The sequence below is a fragment of the Aliiroseovarius lamellibrachiae genome (assembly GCF_018599245.1).
GTDB lineage: Bacteria > Pseudomonadota > Alphaproteobacteria > Rhodobacterales > Rhodobacteraceae > Aliiroseovarius > Aliiroseovarius lamellibrachiae.
Genome location: NZ_JAHEVJ010000001.1, coordinates 1 through 18,034, shown reverse-complemented (window position 1 = coordinate 18,034; position 18,034 = coordinate 1). Strand labels below are relative to the sequence as shown.

General features: G+C 53.9%; 30 protein-coding genes. 3 read left to right on the top strand and 27 right to left on the bottom strand.

What is annotated here, in order from left to right; genetic code table 11:
• Nucleotides 1–372: 372 nt before the first annotated feature.
• The 14 genes from KKW20_RS00150 to rpmC all read right to left on the bottom strand — a co-directional run bounded on the left by KKW20_RS00150 (nucleotide 373) and on the right by rpmC (nucleotide 8,286).
• The gene (locus KKW20_RS00150) at nucleotides 373–951 is read right to left on the bottom strand and encodes an adenylate kinase (RefSeq protein WP_214565078.1); all 579 of its coding nucleotides are present in this window, start codon (nucleotides 949–951) and stop codon (nucleotides 373–375) included.
• Complete coding sequence (gene secY, locus KKW20_RS00145; protein WP_214565077.1) at nucleotides 948–2,303, bottom strand: preprotein translocase subunit SecY; 1,356 nt, start codon at nucleotides 2,301–2,303, stop codon at nucleotides 948–950. Before secY ends, KKW20_RS00150 begins: the two co-directional genes overlap by 4 nt.
• A gap of 104 nt (nucleotides 2,304–2,407) precedes the next feature.
• A complete protein-coding gene (gene rplO / locus KKW20_RS00140; RefSeq protein ID WP_214565076.1) occupies nucleotides 2,408–2,878 on the bottom strand; it encodes a 50S ribosomal protein L15 in 471 nt (156 codons plus the stop codon).
• Nucleotides 2,879–3,928: 1,050 nt separating this feature from the next.
• Complete coding sequence (gene rpmD, locus KKW20_RS00135) at nucleotides 3,929–4,117, bottom strand: 50S ribosomal protein L30 (protein WP_214565075.1); 189 nt, start codon at nucleotides 4,115–4,117, stop codon at nucleotides 3,929–3,931.
• Between the two features lie 13 nt (nucleotides 4,118–4,130).
• On the bottom strand, nucleotides 4,131–4,697 hold the full coding sequence (gene rpsE, locus KKW20_RS00130; RefSeq protein WP_214565074.1) for a 30S ribosomal protein S5: 567 nt from the start codon (nucleotides 4,695–4,697) through the stop codon (nucleotides 4,131–4,133).
• Between the two features lie 174 nt (nucleotides 4,698–4,871).
• Nucleotides 4,872–5,231: a 50S ribosomal protein L18 gene (gene rplR / locus KKW20_RS00125; RefSeq protein ID WP_214565073.1), complete on the bottom strand. Its 360-nt coding sequence runs from the start codon at nucleotides 5,229–5,231 to the stop codon at nucleotides 4,872–4,874.
• 11 nt (nucleotides 5,232–5,242) lie between these two features.
• Nucleotides 5,243–5,776, bottom strand: coding sequence for a 50S ribosomal protein L6 (rplF, locus tag KKW20_RS00120; protein WP_214565071.1), 534 nt, complete (start codon nucleotides 5,774–5,776; stop codon nucleotides 5,243–5,245).
• Between the two features lie 10 nt (nucleotides 5,777–5,786).
• Entirely contained in the window at nucleotides 5,787–6,179 is a 393-nt protein-coding gene (gene rpsH, locus KKW20_RS00115) for a 30S ribosomal protein S8 (RefSeq protein ID WP_214565070.1), read from the bottom strand.
• 13 nt (nucleotides 6,180–6,192) lie between these two features.
• Nucleotides 6,193–6,498 (bottom strand): 30S ribosomal protein S14, encoded by a 306-nt coding sequence (rpsN, locus tag KKW20_RS00110; protein WP_214565069.1) that lies wholly within the window; start codon nucleotides 6,496–6,498, stop codon nucleotides 6,193–6,195.
• A 19-nt stretch (nucleotides 6,499–6,517) separates the two neighbouring features.
• The gene (gene rplE / locus KKW20_RS00105; protein WP_214565068.1) at nucleotides 6,518–7,072 is read right to left on the bottom strand and encodes a 50S ribosomal protein L5; all 555 of its coding nucleotides are present in this window, start codon (nucleotides 7,070–7,072) and stop codon (nucleotides 6,518–6,520) included.
• A complete protein-coding gene (gene rplX, locus KKW20_RS00100; RefSeq protein WP_214565067.1) occupies nucleotides 7,072–7,377 on the bottom strand; it encodes a 50S ribosomal protein L24 in 306 nt (101 codons plus the stop codon). The genes rplE and rplX overlap by 1 nt, the downstream gene beginning before the upstream one ends.
• Before the next feature lies 1 nt (nucleotide 7,378).
• The gene (rplN, locus tag KKW20_RS00095; RefSeq protein WP_005621870.1) at nucleotides 7,379–7,747 is read right to left on the bottom strand and encodes a 50S ribosomal protein L14; all 369 of its coding nucleotides are present in this window, start codon (nucleotides 7,745–7,747) and stop codon (nucleotides 7,379–7,381) included.
• Between the two features lie 88 nt (nucleotides 7,748–7,835).
• On the bottom strand, nucleotides 7,836–8,066 hold the full coding sequence (gene rpsQ / locus KKW20_RS00090) for a 30S ribosomal protein S17 (RefSeq protein WP_214565066.1): 231 nt from the start codon (nucleotides 8,064–8,066) through the stop codon (nucleotides 7,836–7,838).
• Nucleotides 8,067–8,079: 13 nt separating this feature from the next.
• Nucleotides 8,080–8,286 carry a 50S ribosomal protein L29 gene (gene rpmC / locus KKW20_RS00085; RefSeq protein WP_214565065.1) on the bottom strand — a complete coding sequence of 69 codons (207 nt, stop codon included), beginning with the start codon at nucleotides 8,284–8,286 and terminating at the stop codon, nucleotides 8,080–8,082.
• Between the two features lie 457 nt (nucleotides 8,287–8,743).
• On the opposite strand from rpmC, the gene KKW20_RS16680 reads away from it, so the two are divergent.
• Entirely contained in the window at nucleotides 8,744–9,133 is a 390-nt protein-coding gene (locus KKW20_RS16680) for a type II toxin-antitoxin system death-on-curing family toxin (RefSeq protein ID WP_214565063.1), read from the top strand.
• A 113-nt stretch (nucleotides 9,134–9,246) separates the two neighbouring features.
• Here the strand turns inward: KKW20_RS16680 and rplP are convergent, their stop codons facing one another.
• Genes rplP through rplB form a run of 5 tightly spaced genes read right to left on the bottom strand, consistent with a single transcriptional unit; the run spans nucleotide 9,247 to nucleotide 11,886 of the window.
• Complete coding sequence (gene rplP / locus KKW20_RS00075) at nucleotides 9,247–9,660, bottom strand: 50S ribosomal protein L16 (protein ID WP_214565061.1); 414 nt, start codon at nucleotides 9,658–9,660, stop codon at nucleotides 9,247–9,249.
• Nucleotides 9,661–9,671: 11 nt separating this feature from the next.
• Nucleotides 9,672–10,379 carry a 30S ribosomal protein S3 gene (gene rpsC / locus KKW20_RS00070; protein ID WP_214565059.1) on the bottom strand — a complete coding sequence of 236 codons (708 nt, stop codon included), beginning with the start codon at nucleotides 10,377–10,379 and terminating at the stop codon, nucleotides 9,672–9,674.
• Complete coding sequence (gene rplV / locus KKW20_RS00065; RefSeq protein ID WP_214565057.1) at nucleotides 10,379–10,759, bottom strand: 50S ribosomal protein L22; 381 nt, start codon at nucleotides 10,757–10,759, stop codon at nucleotides 10,379–10,381. Before rplV ends, rpsC begins: the two co-directional genes overlap by 1 nt.
• Before the next feature lie 3 nt (nucleotides 10,760–10,762).
• Complete coding sequence (rpsS, locus tag KKW20_RS00060) at nucleotides 10,763–11,041, bottom strand: 30S ribosomal protein S19 (RefSeq protein WP_214565055.1); 279 nt, start codon at nucleotides 11,039–11,041, stop codon at nucleotides 10,763–10,765.
• Between the two features lie 2 nt (nucleotides 11,042–11,043).
• A complete protein-coding gene (rplB, locus tag KKW20_RS00055) occupies nucleotides 11,044–11,886 on the bottom strand; it encodes a 50S ribosomal protein L2 (RefSeq protein WP_214565053.1) in 843 nt (280 codons plus the stop codon).
• A gap of 388 nt (nucleotides 11,887–12,274) precedes the next feature.
• Here rplB and KKW20_RS00050 point away from each other — a divergent pair, with 388 nt between their 5' ends.
• Nucleotides 12,275–12,661 carry a hypothetical protein gene (locus KKW20_RS00050; protein WP_214565051.1) on the top strand — a complete coding sequence of 129 codons (387 nt, stop codon included), beginning with the start codon at nucleotides 12,275–12,277 and terminating at the stop codon, nucleotides 12,659–12,661.
• Here the strand turns inward: KKW20_RS00050 and KKW20_RS00045 are convergent.
• Nucleotides 12,654–12,998, bottom strand: coding sequence for a hypothetical protein (locus tag KKW20_RS00045; protein WP_214565050.1), 345 nt, complete (start codon nucleotides 12,996–12,998; stop codon nucleotides 12,654–12,656). The genes KKW20_RS00050 and KKW20_RS00045 overlap by 8 nt on opposite strands.
• Before the next feature lie 267 nt (nucleotides 12,999–13,265).
• On the opposite strand from KKW20_RS00045, the gene KKW20_RS00040 reads away from it, so the two are divergent.
• Nucleotides 13,266–13,565, top strand: a complete 300-nt coding sequence (locus KKW20_RS00040; RefSeq protein ID WP_214565048.1) for a hypothetical protein — start codon at nucleotides 13,266–13,268, stop codon at nucleotides 13,563–13,565.
• 112 nt (nucleotides 13,566–13,677) lie between these two features.
• Here KKW20_RS00040 and KKW20_RS00035 read toward each other — a convergent pair whose 3' ends face one another.
• The 7 genes from KKW20_RS00035 to KKW20_RS00005 form a co-directional block, all read right to left on the bottom strand.
• Nucleotides 13,678–14,364, bottom strand: coding sequence for a L,D-transpeptidase (locus KKW20_RS00035; RefSeq protein ID WP_214565994.1), 687 nt, complete (start codon nucleotides 14,362–14,364; stop codon nucleotides 13,678–13,680).
• A gap of 282 nt (nucleotides 14,365–14,646) precedes the next feature.
• Nucleotides 14,647–14,943 (bottom strand): 50S ribosomal protein L23, encoded by a 297-nt coding sequence (locus KKW20_RS00030; RefSeq protein WP_214565046.1) that lies wholly within the window; start codon nucleotides 14,941–14,943, stop codon nucleotides 14,647–14,649.
• Nucleotides 14,940–15,557, bottom strand: a complete 618-nt coding sequence (gene rplD, locus KKW20_RS00025) for a 50S ribosomal protein L4 (protein ID WP_214565044.1) — start codon at nucleotides 15,555–15,557, stop codon at nucleotides 14,940–14,942. Before rplD ends, KKW20_RS00030 begins: the two co-directional genes overlap by 4 nt.
• Complete coding sequence (rplC, locus tag KKW20_RS00020) at nucleotides 15,554–16,279, bottom strand: 50S ribosomal protein L3 (protein WP_214565041.1); 726 nt, start codon at nucleotides 16,277–16,279, stop codon at nucleotides 15,554–15,556. Before rplC ends, rplD begins: the two co-directional genes overlap by 4 nt.
• Before the next feature lie 14 nt (nucleotides 16,280–16,293).
• Nucleotides 16,294–16,602, bottom strand: coding sequence for a 30S ribosomal protein S10 (gene rpsJ, locus KKW20_RS00015; RefSeq protein ID WP_214565039.1), 309 nt, complete (start codon nucleotides 16,600–16,602; stop codon nucleotides 16,294–16,296).
• A 155-nt stretch (nucleotides 16,603–16,757) separates the two neighbouring features.
• The gene (locus KKW20_RS00010; protein WP_214565037.1) at nucleotides 16,758–17,234 is read right to left on the bottom strand and encodes a hypothetical protein; all 477 of its coding nucleotides are present in this window, start codon (nucleotides 17,232–17,234) and stop codon (nucleotides 16,758–16,760) included.
• A 532-nt stretch (nucleotides 17,235–17,766) separates the two neighbouring features.
• A partial coding sequence (locus KKW20_RS00005; protein ID WP_484771491.1) for an EF-Tu C-terminal domain-related protein occupies nucleotides 17,767–18,034 on the bottom strand: 268 nt, incomplete at its 5' end.

Here is an 18,034-nt window from a genome sequence, read left to right as displayed (position 1 = left end):
CGGTTCCGTAGTTCCGGAACCTTTTTTCACAACACAAGCCCGCGGATCAGATCTGCGGGCCTTTGCTGAATTCGATGATCCGATGTCTTTGGGGTGCGACCCCGGCAAACACCGATTCCCGTAAGGGATGGGGTGAATTAGAAGGGATTGGCGCAAAGGTCAAGGATGGAATTCCACAAGACCTTCTCAGCCATGATTTTTGCCTTCCGCTTCCCGCGCGCGCCTTCCTCTTTCCAAAAATATCCTGGGGTGAATTGCCCATCGGGCAAGAGGGGCAAAGCCCCTTTTAAAACCGCGTCACGGACACACCCACCACAACGAAAAACGCCGCGACAGATGCGCGGCGTTTTAGGATATTCAAAACCGAAAGACTTAGCGATCCATCACACCCGCAATCGACGCTTTCACTTCGGCAATTTCGCCCAAGCCATCAATCGAGGTCAGGTTGCCTTTGGCCCAGTAATAACCAATCAGCGGCGCGGTCTTTTTATAATATTCCATCAGGCGGAAACGCACGCTTTCCTCGTTGTCATCCGCACGGGCTTCTTTGCCTGCGGCGACAGCTTCGGCGGCGCGGTTCACAATCCGCTTTACCAGCGTCTCATCATCCACCTGCATCTCGATCACGACGTCCAAAGTCTCGCCTTGCTCTGCGAGCAGATCGGCCAGCGCGTCCGCTTGCGGCAGGGTGCGGGGGAAGCCATCAAAGATGAAGCCACCCTTTTTGTCGCCCTGCAGCTTTTCCTTGATCAACCCAATAACGATCTCATCGGTCACAAGGCCGCCAGCATCCATAATGGCAGCAACCTTAAGACCCATCTCGGTCCCCGAGCTTTTGGCTTCACGCAGCATGTCACCGGTGGAAAGCTGGATCATGTCCCGCTCTTCCACAAGAAATTGCGCTTGTGTGCCTTTACCTGCACCGGGGGGTCCGAGAAGAATAAGATTCATCGTCTGGCTGGTCCTTTTTTCTTACGCTTCTTACCGCGCAATTGGGATTTTTCGATCAGGCCTTCGTACTGGTGCGCCAGCATGTGGGACTGAACCTGTTGGATTGTGTCCATCGTTACCGAAACAACGATGAGCACGGATGTCCCGCCAAAATAGAACGGAATGGCGAGTTGGCTACGAAGAATCTCTGGCAAGAGACAAACTGCCGCAAGGTAAGCGGCCCCCATCACCAAAATACGCGTCACAATATAGTCCAAAGCCGCCGCTGTTTTCTTACCGGGCTGGATGCCGGGGATCGAGCCGCCCTGATTCTTCAGGTTGTCCGCCACTTCATCCGGCTTAAACGCAACTTCTTTGGTGTAGAAGAAGGTGAAGAACACGATCATCGCGGTGAAGAACAACAGGTAAAGCGGTTGGCCGGGGCCAAAATACGCCAGAACCGTCGACATAATCGGGCCGGTTTGACCCGACGAGAAGGTCGAAATGGCGGTCGGCAGCAGCAACAGCGCCGAGGCGAAAATCGCCGGGATCACGCCCGCAGGGTTCACCTTGATCGGCAGGTGGGACGAGTTGCTTTCATACACCTTCATGCCCACGTTGCGGCGCGGATACATGATATGCACCTTGCGCAGCGCGCGTTCCATAAAGACCACAAAGGCAATCACAAGCGCGATCATGACCAGCACGCCGATGATCACACCGGGGCTGACGGCGCCCGAACGACCAGATGCCAAGAACTGTGCCAATGCGGCGGGAATTTCAGCCACGATGCCGACAAAGATGATCAACGAGATGCCGTTGCCGATGCCGCGTGCGGTGATCTGTTCACCCAGCCACATCAGGAACATGGTGCCGCCCACAAGGGTGATCACACAGGAGGCCAGAAAGAACAGGCCCGGCGTATGCACCAGCTCGCCCGCCTGAAGCGAATTTGCCAGGGCAAAGGCTTGACCGGTGGCCAGAAGAACCGTCCCGTAACGGGTGTATTGGTTGATCTTCTTGCGGCCTGCGTCGCCTTCTTTTTTCAGCTGTTTCAGCGGCTCCCACATGGAAGACAGAAGCTGTACGATGATCGAGGCCGAGATATACGGCATGATCCCCAGCGCAAACACACCCATCCGCGACAGGGCGCCGCCGGTGAACATGCCCAAAACGCCGGCGATGCCTGATTGCGCCTGTTCCATAAAGTCGCGAAGCGCGCCGGCATCAATGCCGGGGACAGGAATATAGGTGCCGATGCGGTAAATGATCAGCAAGCCGATGGTGAATAAGATGCGCTGGCGCAATTCCGAGGCTTTGCCAAAGGCGCCCCAGCTCATGTTTGCGGCCATTTGTTCTGCTGCAGATGCCATCAAGGCCCCCTAATATAGAAAAACGCCGCCGGTCCGTTCCCGGGCTCGGCGGCGTTTGAAAACGTAAAAGACATGTAAGGGGCAATCGCGCCCCGAACAAGGTCTTATTCAGCCGCAGCCGGGGCCGCCACGGTAAGTTTACCGCCAGCTTTCTCAACAGCTTCAACAGCCGATTTCGACGCGCCGGTCACGGTGATGTTGGCTTTGGCGGTCAGTTCGCCTTTGGCCAGCACACGGATGCCGTCAAGCTTGCGACGCACCAGACCCGAAGCAACCAAGGTGTCTTCGGTGATGTCTTTGCCGTCGAGCTTTTTCTCGTCGATGAATTTCTGGATCAAACCAAGGTTGATAACAGCGAACTTTTTACGGTTCGGTTTGTTAAAGCCACGCTTGGGAAGACGTTGGTACAAGGGCATTTGGCCGCCTTCGTAACCATTGATGGCCACACCCGAACGGGATTTTTGACCTTTGATACCACGGCCACCGGTTTTACCAGTGCCGGACCCCGGACCACGACCAATGCGTTTGCGGGGTTTTGTTGCGCCGGGATTGTCGCGCAGTTCATGAAGTTTCATGTCGCTTCTCCTATTGCCGGAACTGACCCCAGAAGCGTAACGGGGCCAAACACGGCGTGTGATTTTGATTCTATGGATTGCACCGAAATGCGCGCCACCGGGGGCGTATAGAACAGCGTGCCGTGTGGATCAAGTGGAAAGGGGCCTTGCCCCTCGCCGCTGCGCGTCTCACCCCAGGATATTTTTGGAAAGAGGAAGGCAGGTGCGGCGGTGTTGGTTTACTTGCCGCAATTGCAATCATGCATGAACTGGGACCAGGTTTGGGTCGGTTTTGAGGCAAGGAAGCGTTTGATGGCCAGTGTTGCTGTCGTGACGAGGGCGCTGAAGAGACCAAGGGGAGCGGTGAGAACGGCCATGCGGGGCCTCCGGTTCAAAGGTGATAAGGTGGCGTTCTCATAGGCGTGTATTTTGGCGTGGACCAGCCCGAGATTTGGAAGGGCTGGGTTGCGTTGGGTGCAGGGGGTGGGGGGTGAGGGCAGCGCCCGACACTGGGTGGGTGCCAAGACCCGTGTGTATTTCGCAGCGGCGCAAGTTTCGAGATGTATCAATCGGATGGGCCGTTGCAAAAGCGCCCTCCCGTGGGGAGGGTCGGGCGCTGCCCGGATGGGCCGTGCTGAAACTAACCACCATAGAAGGTATACTCTCACCAAATAGGAGGAATCATTGGTAGAACGCGCAAAATCATTGGAGGAAATGGAAATCTGATCGGTCTGGCAATTGGGTGTTTTGGGAATTCATCGAGAAGGAAAGAAATAACATCCTCAAGGAATTTGAGCTCGGCTTTGTGACTGAGCCCTACCTAGAACCGGGCGAGTATGACGTCGAACCCATCGTCGAGCAGAAGTTACATTACTTCAGAGAGGCTGTGTATTGGTGGCGGCATCAACTTAGACAAATTGCAAGTGAGCGACCGCAGTAAGCAAAACGCCCCGGCCATTTCTGACCGGGGCGTTTTAATGTCTCAAAGAAACTTGGTGCCGGAGCTGTGCCCGTTCAAACCTCACTCCTTTCACTGGAAGGAGTGTCAGACCTTACGGTCTGAACCGGTTTTCACCCTTTTTCTTCGATGATCTCAACCATGTGAGAGATCGAGCGCACCATGCCGCGGACGGCGGGGGTGTCTTCGAGTTCACGGGTTTTGTGCATCTTGTTCAGACCCAAGCCGATCAGCGTTTGACGCTGTTTGCTGGGGCGACGGATCGGCGAGCCGACCTGTTTTACAACGATGGTTTTAGCCATTGGTCAGATCTCCTTACGCGTCAGTGGTTTCAGCCGGGGCAGCGTCTTTGTTGCCCAGGATGTCAGCCACTTTTTTACCACGACGCTGTGCGATTTGGCGCGGGCTTGCTTCTTTGGTCAAGCCGTTGATGGTCGCACGGATCATGTTGTAGGGGTTTGCGGAACCCAAAGACTTGGAAACCACGTCTTTCACGCCCAGCATTTCGAACACGGCACGCATTGGGCCACCAGCAATAATACCGGTCCCTTCTGGGGCTGTGCGCATAACCACTTTACCAGCGCCGTGACGGCCCTCGATGTCGTGGTGCAGGGTGCGGCCTTCACGAAGGGGCACGCGGATCATTTGGCGCTTGGCTTGCTCGGTGGCTTTACGAATGGCCTCAGGGACCTCTTTCGCTTTACCTTTACCAAAGCCAACGCGGCCTTTTTGGTCGCCAACAACCACGAGGGCTGCGAAGCCAAAGCGTTTACCACCTTTTACGGTTTTGGAAACGCGGTTGATCGCGACCAGGCGATCTGCAAATTCCGGTGTCTCATCACGGTCGCGGCGGTTGCCCCGACGGTTATCACGTTCTGCCATTTGGCAATCCTTTCAAGTGGCGTATTTGACGCCATTAAATCTCAATCCTAGTGGGCGACAGACCTTCATCTGTCGCCCCTGGATCATCGGGAGGGCATCACCGCCCTCCTCTTTTTTTTTGTCGCGCAACTAGGTCCGAAAACCGGTTCCCAGTTTTCGGGTTGCGCTAGGTTCTTAGAACTTCAAGCCACCTTCACGGGCTGCGTCGGCCAAGGCCTTCACTTTGCCGTGGAAGAGGAAGCCACCACGGTCGAAGTAACATACTTCGACACCGGCTTTTTTCGCGCGCTCGGCAATCGCAGCGCCCACTTTGGAAGCGGCTTCTACGTTGTTTTTGCCAACAACACCCAATGCGCTTTCCAGCGACGAGGCCGAAGCCAGGGTGGTGCCTTGAACGTCGTCGATCAGCTGAACGCTGATGTTCTTGTTCGAGCGGTGAACAGAGAGGCGCATTTTGCCCACATTGTTCTTGCGAAGTTTGTTCCGGACGCGCAGGCGGCGCTTGAGGAACAGGGTCCGTTTGCTGTTTGCCATCTTGCTGGTCCTTACTTCTTCTTACCTTCCTTGCGGAAGATATACTCGTCTTTGTATTTGATACCTTTGCCTTTATAGGGCTCGGGTTTCCGCCAGGCGCGGATATTGGCCGCAACTTGGCCGACGAGTTGTTGATCGATGCCTTCGACGATGATGACGGTTTGCTTGGGGGCCGTCACTGTGACGCCCTCCGGTGCAACATAATCAACGTCGTGGGACAGGCCGAGGTTCAATTTCAGGGTGTTGCCCTGCATTGTCGCACGATAACCAACACCGTTGATTTCGAGCTCTTTTTTGTACCCTTCGGATACGCCAGTTACCAGATTGGCAACCATTGTGCGGCTCATGCCCCACTGTTGGCGCGCACGTTTTGATTTGCCGCGAGGCTCAACCGAAACGCTGCTGTCCCCGACGGTGATTGTGACATCGTCGGTGGCGGTGAATGTGAGGGTCCCTTTGGGGCCCTTTACTTCAACAGTCTGGCCTGAAACCGAAGCGCTAACGCCTGCGGGCAGTTCGACTGGTTTTTTACCAATACGAGACATTCAGACCTCCTTAGAAGACGGTGCAAAGAACTTCGCCGCCAACATTCTGGCTGCGAGCATTTGCGTCCGACATGACACCCTTAGGGGTGGACACGATCGACACACCCAGACCCTGACGGACCTGTGGGATGTCTTTCACGCCCATGTAAACGCGACGACCAGGTTTTGAAACCCGTTTCACTTCGCGAATGACAGGGGTGCCATCATAATATTTAAGGCCGATTTCAAGGGTCGGATGACCATTTACGTCGTTACCAGTTTCGTAGCCGCGGATGTAACCTTCGTCCTGAAGAACATCCAAAACCCAGCCGCGCAGTTTCGACGCAGGGGTCGAAACAGTGGTTTTACCACGCAGTTGAGCGTTACGGATACGGGTGAGCATATCGCCGATAGGATCGTTCATATCTGTCTCTCCCTTACCAGCTCGATTTCACCATGCCGGGGATTTGGCCGTTAGAGCCAAGTTCCCGCAGCGCGATCCGCGAAACTTTGAGTTTACGATAGTAAGCATGCGGACGACCGGTCAGCTGGCAACGGTTGTGCAAGCGTGTGGCCGAGCTGTTACGCGGCAGTTTTGCAAGTTTCAGGCGAGCGGTAAAACGCTCTTCCATCGATTTGCTTTCATCGTTTGCGATCTCTTTAAGAGCAGCACGCTTGGCGGCGTATTTTTCCACCAAAGCCTGACGCTTCTTCTCGCGTTCGATCATTGCTTTTTTAGCCATGTCTATTCCTTCCCGCGGATCAGCTGTTAAAGGGCATGTTGAAGGCTTTCAGCATGCTCTTTGCTTCCGCGTCGGTTTTCGCGGTGGTGGCAATCACGATGTCCATACCCCAGTTTTCATCAACTTTATCAAAGTCGATTTCTGGGAATACGATGTGCTCTTTCAAGCCCATGGCATAGTTGCCACGGCCATCAAACGAAGTGCCAGATACGCCGCGGAAGTCGCGGATACGAGGCATAGCAACGGTGATCAGACGATCCAGGAATTCGTACATACGGTCGCCGCGAAGGGTCACTTTCGCACCCATCGGCATGTCCTCACGGACGCGGAAACCAGCGATCGATTTCTTGGCTTTGGTCGTCAACGCCTGTTGACCCGCGATGGAAGACAGGTCAGCAACAGCCGACTTGGCTTTCTTCGAGTCCTTCACGGCTGCGGCACCGCAACCAATGTTCAGAACGATTTTGTCCAAGCGTGGGATCTGCATGTCGTTTTTATAGCCGAACTCTTCTTTCAGAGTGGCACGAATGCTGTCTTTATACGCGGACTTCAGACGGGGGGTATAATCAGACATCAGATGGTCTCCCCTGTTGATTTCGCAAAACGTACTTTCTTGCCGTCTTCCTCACGGAAGCCAACACGGGTCGCTTTGCCATTCTTGTCCAAAAGAGCCAGGTTCGACAGTTGGATTGGCATCGCTTTCGGGATGCGGCCACCTTGTGACGTTTGGCTTTGACGGGTGTGGCGTACGGCCATGTTCACGCCGTCAACAATGGCTTTTCCGGCTTTTGGATCAACAGATGCGATCGCGCCTTCTTTGCCTTTGTCTTTCCCGGCCAGAACGATAACTTTATCGCCTTTTTGCAGTTTAGCAGCCATCTTACAGCACCTCCGGAGCCAGCGAGATGATCTTCATGAAGTTCTTCGCGCGGAGTTCGCGAACAACCGGTCCAAAGATCCGGGTGCCGACGGGCTCGTTGTTGTTGTTCAAGATAACGGCCGCGTTGCGGTCGAAGCGAATGGCGGTGCCGTCTTCACGACGGACTTCTTTTGCGGTGCGTACGACGACGGCCTTGCGGACATCCCCTTTTTTAACGCGACCGCGCGGAATGGCTTCCTTAACCGAGACAACAATGATGTCGCCTACGGATGCGTATTTACGCTTGGAACCACCCAGAACCTTGATGCACTGAACACGGCGCGCGCCGCTGTTGTCAGCTACATCCAGATTGGTTTGCATCTGGATCATGTGGTTTCTCCCGACCTTTGGGGCGCCGATGCATGGCGGAACCCCCAGGGTTTCGACTTGTTAAGTCGTCCGGGAAGGTAAGTTAAACTTAACCTTCCAGAACTTCCCAACGCTTGGTTTTGGATTTCGGCGCACATTCGATGATGCGAACTTTGTCCCCTGCCTTAAAGGCATTCTTTTCGTCGTGAGCGCGATATTTCTTCGACTTACGAACGGTTTTTTGCAGAAGCGGGTGCTTAAAGCGACGCTCTACAGAAACGGTTACAGTTTGCTCGTTGGCGGCCGAAGTCACGGTGCCGGTCAAAATACGTTTGGGCATATCTCAGGCTCCTTTATTCGGTTGCCGCAGCAGCTGCTGCTTTTTCGTTCAGAATGGTTTTTACACGCGCGGCGTTGCGACGTGCTTTTTTCATCTGAGCGGTATTTTCGATTGCGCCGGTGGCCTGCTGAAAGCGCAGGTTGAAGGCTTCTTTCTTCATGTCGGCGAGAGCTGTCTTCAGCTCTTCGGGCGACTTCTCACGAAGATCCTTGGCGTTCATTTCGCCTTTTCCTTTCCTTACACCAGAGAGCTCTGCCCGTATGCGACAGGTGACCCTTAACCTGGTGGGTGAATGTCAAAACACACGAATCCCGCGTGCGGAATCTGTGCGATGCGCCTCTATAGGGGGAATGGGGTATGGGGGCAAGGGATAGTTTGGGGATTTGGGTGACGCCCAGACCCGTTATTAAGGGGAGGTTGGGCGTACGCACCTTTACTTTTTTCTTAGGAAAACTAGATAATAGATATAGACATGTAACCAGATCTATTGAGAACGAAGAAGAAGATGACAAACACAACCGAAAAGACAACGCTGAAAGGTGGCTCGGTCACACGTGACGCCAAGTCAGGTCAGTTTGTAAATGTGCGAAGTGGTAAAAGCATCACTTCGGGGAGTTTCGTTACGCGTAGCTGTACGAAAGAAGTTTCAAAGAAGCGAAGTGCTGCTTTGAAACGGCTTGTCAATCGCTAGGCGCCACTACCGGCTCACGTTAGCCGATGCATTCATAGCACATGATGAGGCCCTCTCATACGGCGGCAGACACGGCGTCACGAGCCTTCACCTAATTGAATCTGCAATCTCTCGTCCTTACTCTGGTTATCATCGCCCAATTTCTCGCAAGGCAGCGGCTTTACTAGAAAGTGTCGTTGGAAACCACGGCTTCACGGACGGCAACAAGAGAACCGCATGGATTTTGGTTGAATTGCTCATTGAGCGAAGCGGCTTCTATTTAGACATTCCTGACGACGAACCCATTGACGATTTGGTTGTGGCGGTGGCTTCCGGTGGTATGGGATTTGACGAACTTCATAAATGGTTTCACGAACGAATTGAGCGCCATAAATAGCAAAAACCCCGCCATTTCTGGCGGGGCTTTCTATTTCAAACCGGGTGCGGCCCGCGGATTTCTTTGAAATCCGCTATACCGCTTTGGTCAGAAATCGCGATGCGATTTCGACCTTACCAGTCTTCACGTACCACAGTACGGGTTTTGACCGGGAGTTTCATTGCGGCAAGGCGCAGGGCCTCGCGGGCAACGTCGTCCGATACACCGTCGATTTCAAACATCACACGGCCGGGTTTCACTTTGGCAGCCCAGAAGTCTACCGAACCCTTACCTTTACCCATCCGAACTTCGGTTGGTTTCGAGGACACGGGGGTATCCGGGAAGATCCGGATCCATACGCGGCCTTGACGTTTCATGTGACGCGTCATTGCACGACGAGCAGCTTCGATTTGACGGGCGGTTACGCGCTCAGGCTCAAGAGCCTTCAGACCGTATGTGCCAAAGTTCAGATCGGAACCACCTTTTGCAAGGCCTTTAATCCGGCCTTTGTGCATCTTGCGGAATTTAGTACGCTTTGGTTGCAGCATCTATCTTCTCCTTAACGACGGCCGCCGGCGCCACGGGGCGCGGGACCTTCTTGGAGCTCAGCCTGACGACGGTCACGCGCTTGTGGATCGTGTTCCATGATCTCGCCTTTGAAGATCCAGGTTTTGATCCCAATGATGCCATAAGGCGTCATTGCTTCAGCATGTGCATAGTCGATGTCTGCGCGCAGAGTGTGCAACGGCACACGACCTTCACGGTACCATTCGGTACGGGCGATCTCAGCACCACCCAGACGGCCAGCAACATTCACACGAATGCCCAACGCGCCCATACGCATAGCGTTTTGCACGCTACGTTTCATGGCACGACGGAAGGACACACGACGCTCAAGCTGTTGAGCGATGTTTTCTGCTACGAGAGCAGCGTCCAGCTCGGGCTTGCGCACTTCGATGATGTTGAGGTGCAGTTCGCTGTCGGTGATGTTGGCAATTTTCTTGCGCAGAGTTTCAATGTCTGCACCTTTTTTACCAATGATCACACCGGGGCGTGCAGTGTGGATTGTAACGCGGCACTTTTTGTGCGGACGTTCAATGATCACACGGCTGATGCCGGCTTGCTTACACTCGGTTTTGATGAAGTCGCGGATTTTGATGTCTTCCAGAAGAAGATCGCCAAAATCTTTGCTTTCAGCGTACCAGCGGCTGTCCCAAGTACGGTTGACCTGCAGACGCATGCCAATTGGATTAACCTTCTGACCCATTACGCTTGCTCCTCAACTTGACGCACCAGGATGGTGAGTTCCGAGAACGGCTTGATGATCTTGCCGAAACGACCACGCGCACGTGGGCGACCACGTTTCATGGTCAGGTTTTTGCCCACATAGGCCTCGGCCACGACCAATTCGTCGACGTCAAGGTTGTGGTTGTTCTCGGCGTTGGCGATAGCAGACTGAAGGCATTTCTTCACGTCTTGTGCGATGCGCTTGTTCGAGAAGGTCAGATCGGTCAGTGCACGATCGACTTTCTTGCCGCGGATCATACCAGCAACCAAGTTCAGTTTCTGCGGGGACGTACGGAGCATACGGGTCTTAGCCATTGCTTCGTTATCGGCCACGCGGCGGGGATTTTTATCCTTACCCATGGCTTACTTCCTCTTCGCTTTTTTATCAGCCGCGTGACCGTAATAGGTACGAGTTGGCGAATATTCACCGAACTTTTGGCCAATCATTTCTTCGGTAACATTCACAGGGATGTGCTTGTGACCGTTATAGACACCAAAAGTCAGACCCACGAACTGGGGCAGAATGGTCGAACGACGCGACCAGATTTTGATGACTTCGTTGCGACCCGACTCGCGGGTTTTCTCGGCTTTTTTGAGGACGTAAGCGTCGACAAAAGGGCCTTTCCAGACAGAACGTGCCATATTTAGCGACCCTTCTTCTTAGCGTGACGCGAGCGAATGATAAGCTTCGACGACGCCTTGTTCTTGTTGCGGGTACGTGCACCTTTGGTCGGTTTACCCCAAGGAGTAACCGGGTGACGACCACCAGAAGTCCGACCTTCACCACCACCGTGGGGGTGATCAACCGGGTTCATAACAACACCACGAACCGACGGACGAATGCCTTTGTGGCGCATACGGCCGGCTTTACCGAAGTTTTGGTTCGAGTTGTCGGGGTTCGACACGGCACCAACAGTGGCCATACATTCCTGACGAACGAGGCGCAGTTCACCTGAAGACAGGCGGATCTGTGCGTAACCACCGTCACGACCAACAAACTGAGCGTATGTCCCAGCTGCACGGGCGATCTGGCCGCCTTTGCCTGGTTTCATCTCGATGTTGTGAACAATAGTACCGATCGGCATGCCAGAGAACGGCATCGCGTTGCCCGGCTTGATGTCAGCTTTTGCAGATGCAACAACCTGATCGCCAACAGCCAAACGCTGAGGGGCCAGGATGTATGCTTGTTCGCCGTCTTCATACTTTACCAGCGCGATAAAGGCCGTACGGTTGGGGTCATATTCGATCCGCTCAACTGTGGCTGCAATATCCAGCTTGTTGCGTTTGAAGTCTACGATACGATAGAGACGCTTTGCTCCGCCACCACGGCGGCGCGACGTGATCCGTCCGGTATTGTTCCGGCCGCCCGACTTGGTCAAACCCTCGGTGAGGGATTTAACCGGACGACCTTTCCACAGCTCCGAACGGTCGATCAGAACCAGCCCACGCTGGCCTGGCGTCGTCGGTTTATACGACTTTAATGCCATGCTTTCTGTCTTCCGTTTAGCTCAGGCGATGCACCGAGTTTTCCCGACATCATCCCCTGGAAAGTAAAGCCCCCTGCATTTGTGCAGGTGACCAATAAAGGGCCCCGTTATCGACTGCAAACAGGTCCCCAATTCCAAATATCAAAAGGCCACAGAACGAATCTGGGGCCTAGCGACTGTGCGGATATAACGGGGATGGGGGGGAGTGTCTATAGGGGAGGAGAACAATCCAACTTACTGCGGTATTCTTCTAAGAATGTTTGGCTACTTCCCCACGCGCGCCTACCCCGGTTTATTAATAAAGAGTGCTAAATCCGAACGCTAGGGTTGGGAGTCGCTAATGTTCCGATGGGATGCTCCGGCCATTATCAATTGATGGACGTCAACAATGTATGAATTCAATGCGAAATCACTGCAACAAGCCGTAAATATGGCCGTCGCAAACAAAAAACCGCGCCTTCAAAGAAAGTCAAGCACCAGCATTGATGCTGGCGCTGGTGGAAATTACAACAACGGAACCATTTCTGTAAGTGTTGAGCTAGGGCAATCCTATGAAATCAGTTGGAGCGCGGAAGACCCCGCAGGAGGTGGTGCGATCTATGCTATCGTCATTGAATCCTACGACGGTCACGGAAGCTATGAAGACACCTTCACCGATTCTGGGTCAGCTACATTTGAAGCGATGACAACCGGCACAATCGAGTTCGCCGTCCGAGTCTCATACTCAAGCGGTGCAACGTTCTTTTCCTACCCTGTGAATATCTCAATCAACTGAGTCCAAGCACATCTTTCAGTGGCGCAACTTGCTCAAGCACCAGATACCCTATCCGGTCGAACTGGCCCAAAACCACCAAAAAACTGGTGGCAACCGGGTAGCGGTATTCAATAAAACAGACGAGCGCGAGAAAGAAGCTCAGGGAAGTGAATAGACGGTTGGTATTGGTGCCGACTGCCAACAGAAGAAAGTAAGCCGCAAATCCCAGCGACCACACCCAAAATCCAATTTCCCCAACGGCAATCGCAAGCCATTCGTGCTGGTCATAAGTCAGCCTTTGAAACCATAAGGCCCCGTTAAGCTCTACAGTCGCATGGAAGCCCAGAAAAGCAATCATGTGGAGCGCTACGAGCCACGTCCAATCCGTCCGAAAGTGTGAAAGATACTTCATCATATCCGCACACTAATAGAACATCGACTAATTCCTCCTTAACAAGAAGGGATCAGCTTCAAAAATGCGCAAGTGACAAAAGAGGGCCCCCGCGATCACGAGGGCCTTCTTCAATTTCAAATTCCTTCGCGACTTACGACCACCTCGCATCCCCCCTTCCCATCCCCACGAAAATCCCCCATCCTCTCATAAAGCAATTCAGGGGTATCTATTATGAGAAGATTGGGTGTTATTGCCGGGGGGGCCGTGCTCGTGCTCTCGGCTTGTGTGTCGCCAGAGGGTGGGGCCGTGGTTGATGTTGATCCGAACCTGCGCCCTGTGGCGGCGGTCACGACAGATGCGCTGCGCGCAAAGGCTGACCCGCAGCAGGATCTAAGTGACGTGCGTATTGATGCGCGCGACGGGTGTTTGGTATACCGCCACAACGGGCCGGTTGAAACGACCTATCTGCCGCTCAGAAACACCGAGGGGCGGCCGATCTGCACCCCGCAAGCGGTCCCTGCTGAGACATAAGCCCGGCGCATTAGAGCGTTTCCAGTTCACGTTGTATCGCTTGTTCGCTGCCTTTCACCGCGCTCAAACGCAAAAAGCGCTGGCAGATGCGTCAATGAAAACCGAAAGCGCTTTAACTTTGCGCCGTGACCCGCTCGGTCGCGTAAAGATGCGCGGTTACGCCGGTGTTGACCTGATCATAAAGCCCAATGATATGCGCCATCACCATGCGCACACAGCCAGAGCTGGCGCGTGATCCGATGGATCGCGGCGCGGGGGATCCGTGGATGCGCAGATAGGTGTCGCGCTTGCCCGCGTAAAGATACAGCGCACGAGAGCCGAGCGGATTGCGTGGCCCGCCGTCCTGACCATCCTCGTATTTTTTGTACTTATGCGGCTCACGCTTGATCATCGCGGGGGTCGGCGTCCAGGTCGGCCATTTGGCCTTGCGCCCGATTGTATAGACCCCGGGTTCATAAAGGTTCCCCTTGGCAATCGCCACGCCGTAGCGCATCGCGGTGCCATCTTCGCGGATGTGATAAAGATAGCGCGCCACCGCATCCACATGGATATCCCCCGGCGTCAGCCCGGCATTCGCCTGCACCACTTGGGGCAGAAACCGTGGGTGCAGCCCCCAAGGGTTTGAGGTGGCAGGATCGTAATTGGCCGGGGTCACGCGCGCGTCATATGAGGCCCATTTTGAACTGTCCGACACGGGGCGCCGCGCGGGTTTTGATGCCTCTTGCGCCCACAGGGGGGTGGCAATCGGGCATGAGAACAATGCGGTGGAGGTCATCACGAAATGGCGGCGGGTCAACATGGGCGGCTTCCTCATCACAAAATGAATGATCAAAAGCGTTTCGACTTTACCTTGCAACACCCCAATCAACTAACGCGTTGAAATCTTTGATTTCAGGCAGCGATAGGTGATCCAAGTTTAAGTCAAAACGCATTAAAATGGTATTTTAGGCGAGATGCCCCCAATTACGAGTCAAAACACTGTGTTGCTGATGGTTTCGACCCGACGACATGTGATTTTCCGGCCCAAACGAAAAAGGCCCCCGCAATCGCGAGGGCCTTTCCGAGTTCTATCAGCCTACAATCAGAGTCCGGTGGACACGTCGATTGCATTCCCTTCTTCAAGGGTCACATAGGCTTTTTTCACGTCTTTACGCTTGCCCAACTGGCCGCGGAAACGTTTGGCTTTACCCTTGGTGATGGTGGTGTTTACTGCTTTCACCTTCACTTCGAACAAAGCTTCTACAGCTTCTTTGATCTGCGGTTTGTTGCTGTCGATTGCCACTTCGAAAACATAAGCACCATTTTCAGAGGCTTGGGTTGCTTTCTCGGTGATGATCGGCTTGCGGATCACGTCATAGAGTTCTGCTTTGACACTCATTTCAAACGAGCCTCCAGAGCTTCGACACCTGCTTTGGTGATCACGAGAGTGTCACGTTTCAGGATGTCATATACGTTGGCGCCCATCGTTGGCAGGATATCCAGACCTTCGATGTTCTTGGCGGCCTTTGCGAACGCTTCGTTCACGTCAGAGCCGTCGATGATCAGGGCGCGTTTCCAACCCAGGTCCTTGACCTGTTTGGCCAGAACGTTGGTTTTGCCTTCCGTGGTCACGTCTTCGATCACAACCAGTTCGCCAGCTTGCGCTTTTGCGGACAGGGCGTGTTTCAGACCCAATTTACGGAATTTCTTGGTCAGGTCGTGGCCGTGCGAACGCACAACTGGGCCTTTGTAAACACCACCACCGCGGAAGATCGGAGCCGAGCGAGCGCCGTGGCGTGCGCCACCGGTGCCTTTTTGGCGATAGATCTTCTTGGTCGAGTATTTAACTTCTGAGCGCGTCTTTACCTTGTGGGTGCCGGCCTGCGCATTGTTACGCTGCCAACGAACCACACGGTGCAGAATGTCTGCACGCGGCTCAAGACCAAAGAGGGCATCATTCAGTTCAACAGAACCAGCTTTGCCACCGTCAAGTTTGATCACATCAAGTTTCATGCTTCACCACCTTCCGCTGGAGCTTCCACTGCGGGAGCTTCAGTTGCTGCTGATTTCAAAGCGGCCGGGAATGGAACATTCTCTGGCAGTTTCTTTTTCACAGCGTCTTTGATGGTGACCCAGCCACCTTTGGAACCCGGTACGGCGCCTTTGATCATGATCAAGCCACGATCTGCGTCGGTCCGAACAACCTCAAGGTTTTGGGTGGTTACACGGACATTACCCATGTGACCGGCCATCTTTTTGCCTTTGAAAACTTTGCCCGGATCCTGACACTGGCCAGTCGAACCGTGCGAACGGTGCGAAATCGACACACCGTGCGTGGCGCGAAGACCACCAAAGTTGTGACGTTTCATAGCACCGGCAAAACCTTTACCAATCGAGGTACCGGCGACGTCAACTTTTTGGCCTTCCACATAATGCTCAGCCGAGATTTCCGCACCAACTTCGATGAGGTTCTCTTCTGATACACGGAATTCCACCAGCTTACGCTTGGGCGCCACGTTAGCAGCGGCAAAAACGCCGCGCATGGCTTGGGATGTGCGTTTTGCTTTTGCCTCACCGGCGCCAAGCTGAACGGCGGTATAGCCGTGCTTGTCTTCGGTGCGGTTGCCAACAACCTGCAGGCTTTGCAGTTGAAGAACGGTCACAGGGATCTGCTTGCCGTCTTCCATGAACAAACGGGTCATGCCCATTTTTTTCGCGATTACACCAGAGCGCATCTTGGATACCCTCCTTAAACCGAGATTTGGACGTCAACACCAGCGGCGAGGTCGAGCTTCATCAGCGCGTCCACGGTTTGCGGTGTTGGGTCAACGATGTCGAGAAGACGCTTGTGCGTACGGATCTCGAACTGATCGCGGGATTTCTTGTCAACGTGCGGACCACGGAGAACCGTGAACTTCTCAATCTTGTTGGGAAGCGGGATGGGCCCGCGAACGTCTGCACCCGTGCGTTTGGCGGTGTTGACGATCTCTTGTGTGCTGGCATCCAGTACACGATAGTCAAACGCCTTAAGACGGATACGAATGTTTTGACTTGTCATAGCATTCGCCCTTTCAGGCAAAGAGTTGATAGGACGACAGGTGGCTCATTCCCCCTGCCCTCTTCAATGCCAAAAGACGGGAACGAATCCCGTCTCGTGGTTATTCGCATTGCGAACTGCTGTGCATTACAGCGGGAAGGGGTGTGTGGCAAGGCTTATTTGCCAATTCCACGTTCTACTATCTCGTCAATCATTTCTTGCGAAAGAAGCCCATCACTGAGGCAATCACAGATTTCTCCAGCTCGCTGCCAACAGTTGAAAAGCTCAGTATGGATCTCTTCGAGGTCAGCAATCATCTCATCGCGACCCGCTTCAGTTTGAATACTAAAATTGTGTCGTTCATAAAATCCATGAAAAAGCTTATTTCGGGTATCCAGCCCTTTTTTGAACATTACAAGATCTTCACTGCTAAGCTGATGTTCTTTGCTTAGCAGCCCATTTAAGATTCCGCCGAGAGTACTACGCTCAACGCGTTTTAATATTGTGGCCGCCGCTACAGGATCCGCATCCACGAACCAATCGTTATTCCGGCCCTTGGCAATGAGTACGATCGTTCCCAGAACCGTTTCAAATAGCTGTGCCGCCTCCGCAGTAATGCCAAATTTTGCGTACAACTGGTCTCTAGTCGCCATCAAGTTCCCTCACGCCTCAATACAGTTCCCACACCGTGAAACTAATATGAGTTGCCTACTTGAGCACGCTTTCGGAGATATGGAAAGGCACGGGCCACGCCCGTTCGTCAGGGCTTTCGCCGCCCCACTGGGGCGACGGTCCCCTCCTCATCCCCGCGGGAGGACGTATTGCGAGCTTTCATCACGCAGGACGGTTACGCGCGGTGTGACTTGCTGGATTTCCAAGGCTGTATCCGCGCCCACCCGGGGTCGGGCGGGCCCTTTGGGATGGCTTTGCGCTTATGTAAAAAGGGCCCCGCGTCTTGCGAGGCCCTTCTTTAGTTTTCCGCTTAGGCTCTCGGTGATTTGGCTTTGCCAATTCACCTGTCGCCCAGTTTAGTCTTCGGTGCGTTTCGCTTACGCGAAGCCGCCCCGTAATTACTCGATAATTTTCGACACATGTTTGATTGTGCGCCTCAAATCATCTCGTAACTTGAACGCAAAAGGGGCCGCCGATTGGCAGCCCCTTCTCGTTCGAGAATTGCTGTCGCAATTACTCAATGATTTTCGACACAACGCCGGAACCAACGGTACGACCGCCTTCGCGGATCGCGAAGCGCAGGCCATCTTCCATGGCGATCGGGGCGATCAGTTCAACACCGAACTTCAGGTTGTCGCCTGGCATAACCATTTCAGTACCTTCTGGCAGTTCAACAGTCCCGGTCACATCGGTGGTCCGGAAGTAGAACTGTGGACGGTAGTTCGCGAAGAACGGCGTGTGACGGCCACCTTCGTCTTTGGTCAGGATATAGACCTCGGCT

What these genes read in the sequence shown, in the direction of transcription:
- rplD (WP_214565044.1), bottom strand. Translation starts at nt 15,557, where the DNA reads ATGAAACTTGATGTGATCAAACTTGACGGTGGCAAAGCTGGTTCTGTT.
- rpsJ (WP_214565039.1), bottom strand. Translation starts at nt 16,602, where the DNA reads ATGACAAGTCAAAACATTCGTATCCGTCTTAAGGCGTTTGACTATCGT.
- rplO (WP_214565076.1), bottom strand. Translation starts at nt 2,878, where the DNA reads ATGAAACTTCATGAACTGCGCGACAATCCCGGCGCAACAAAACCCCGC.
- rplR (WP_214565073.1), bottom strand. Translation starts at nt 5,231, where the DNA reads ATGGCAAACAGCAAACGGACCCTGTTCCTCAAGCGCCGCCTGCGCGTC.
- rplN (WP_005621870.1), bottom strand. Translation starts at nt 7,747, where the DNA reads ATGATCCAGATGCAAACCAATCTGGATGTAGCTGACAACAGCGGCGCG.
- rpsH (WP_214565070.1), bottom strand. Translation starts at nt 6,179, where the DNA reads ATGAACGATCCTATCGGCGATATGCTCACCCGTATCCGTAACGCTCAA.
- secY (WP_214565077.1), bottom strand. Translation starts at nt 2,303, where the DNA reads ATGGCATCTGCAGCAGAACAAATGGCCGCAAACATGAGCTGGGGCGCC.
- rpsS (WP_214565055.1), bottom strand. Translation starts at nt 11,041, where the DNA reads ATGGCACGTTCTGTCTGGAAAGGCCCTTTTGTCGACGCTTACGTCCTC.
- rpmD (WP_214565075.1), bottom strand. Translation starts at nt 4,117, where the DNA reads ATGGCTAAAACCATCGTTGTAAAACAGGTCGGCTCGCCGATCCGTCGC.
- rpsQ (WP_214565066.1), bottom strand. Translation starts at nt 8,066, where the DNA reads ATGCCCAAACGTATTTTGACCGGCACCGTGACTTCGGCCGCCAACGAG.
- KKW20_RS00050 (WP_214565051.1), top strand. Translation starts at nt 12,275, where the DNA reads ATGTATGAATTCAATGCGAAATCACTGCAACAAGCCGTAAATATGGCC.
- rpsE (WP_214565074.1), bottom strand. Translation starts at nt 4,697, where the DNA reads ATGGCAGAACGTGATAACCGTCGGGGCAACCGCCGCGACCGTGATGAG.
- KKW20_RS00150 (WP_214565078.1), bottom strand. Translation starts at nt 951, where the DNA reads ATGAATCTTATTCTTCTCGGACCCCCCGGTGCAGGTAAAGGCACACAA.
- KKW20_RS00030 (WP_214565046.1), bottom strand. Translation starts at nt 14,943, where the DNA reads ATGAGTGTCAAAGCAGAACTCTATGACGTGATCCGCAAGCCGATCATC.
- rpsN (WP_214565069.1), bottom strand. Translation starts at nt 6,498, where the DNA reads ATGGCTAAAAAAGCAATGATCGAACGCGAGAAGAAGCGTCAGGCTTTG.
- rplX (WP_214565067.1), bottom strand. Translation starts at nt 7,377, where the DNA reads ATGGCTGCTAAACTGCAAAAAGGCGATAAAGTTATCGTTCTGGCCGGG.
- KKW20_RS00010 (WP_214565037.1), bottom strand. Translation starts at nt 17,234, where the DNA reads ATGGCGACTAGAGACCAGTTGTACGCAAAATTTGGCATTACTGCGGAG.
- rplE (WP_214565068.1), bottom strand. Translation starts at nt 7,072, where the DNA reads ATGTCTGATTATACCCCCCGTCTGAAGTCCGCGTATAAAGACAGCATT.
- rplB (WP_214565053.1), bottom strand. Translation starts at nt 11,886, where the DNA reads ATGGCATTAAAGTCGTATAAACCGACGACGCCAGGCCAGCGTGGGCTG.
- rplV (WP_214565057.1), bottom strand. Translation starts at nt 10,759, where the DNA reads ATGGGTAAGGATAAAAATCCCCGCCGCGTGGCCGATAACGAAGCAATG.
- KKW20_RS00045 (WP_214565050.1), bottom strand. Translation starts at nt 12,998, where the DNA reads ATGATTGCTTTTCTGGGCTTCCATGCGACTGTAGAGCTTAACGGGGCC.
- rpsC (WP_214565059.1), bottom strand. Translation starts at nt 10,379, where the DNA reads ATGGGTCAGAAGGTTAATCCAATTGGCATGCGTCTGCAGGTCAACCGT.
- rpmC (WP_214565065.1), bottom strand. Translation starts at nt 8,286, where the DNA reads ATGAACGCCAAGGATCTTCGTGAGAAGTCGCCCGAAGAGCTGAAGACA.
- rplF (WP_214565071.1), bottom strand. Translation starts at nt 5,776, where the DNA reads ATGTCTCGTATTGGTAAAAAACCAGTCGAACTGCCCGCAGGCGTTAGC.
- KKW20_RS00035 (WP_214565994.1), bottom strand. Translation starts at nt 14,364, where the DNA reads ATGTTGACCCGCCGCCATTTCGTGATGACCTCCACCGCATTGTTCTCA.
- rplP (WP_214565061.1), bottom strand. Translation starts at nt 9,660, where the DNA reads ATGCTGCAACCAAAGCGTACTAAATTCCGCAAGATGCACAAAGGCCGG.
- KKW20_RS00040 (WP_214565048.1), top strand. Translation starts at nt 13,266, where the DNA reads ATGAGAAGATTGGGTGTTATTGCCGGGGGGGCCGTGCTCGTGCTCTCG.
- rplC (WP_214565041.1), bottom strand. Translation starts at nt 16,279, where the DNA reads ATGCGCTCTGGTGTAATCGCGAAAAAAATGGGCATGACCCGTTTGTTC.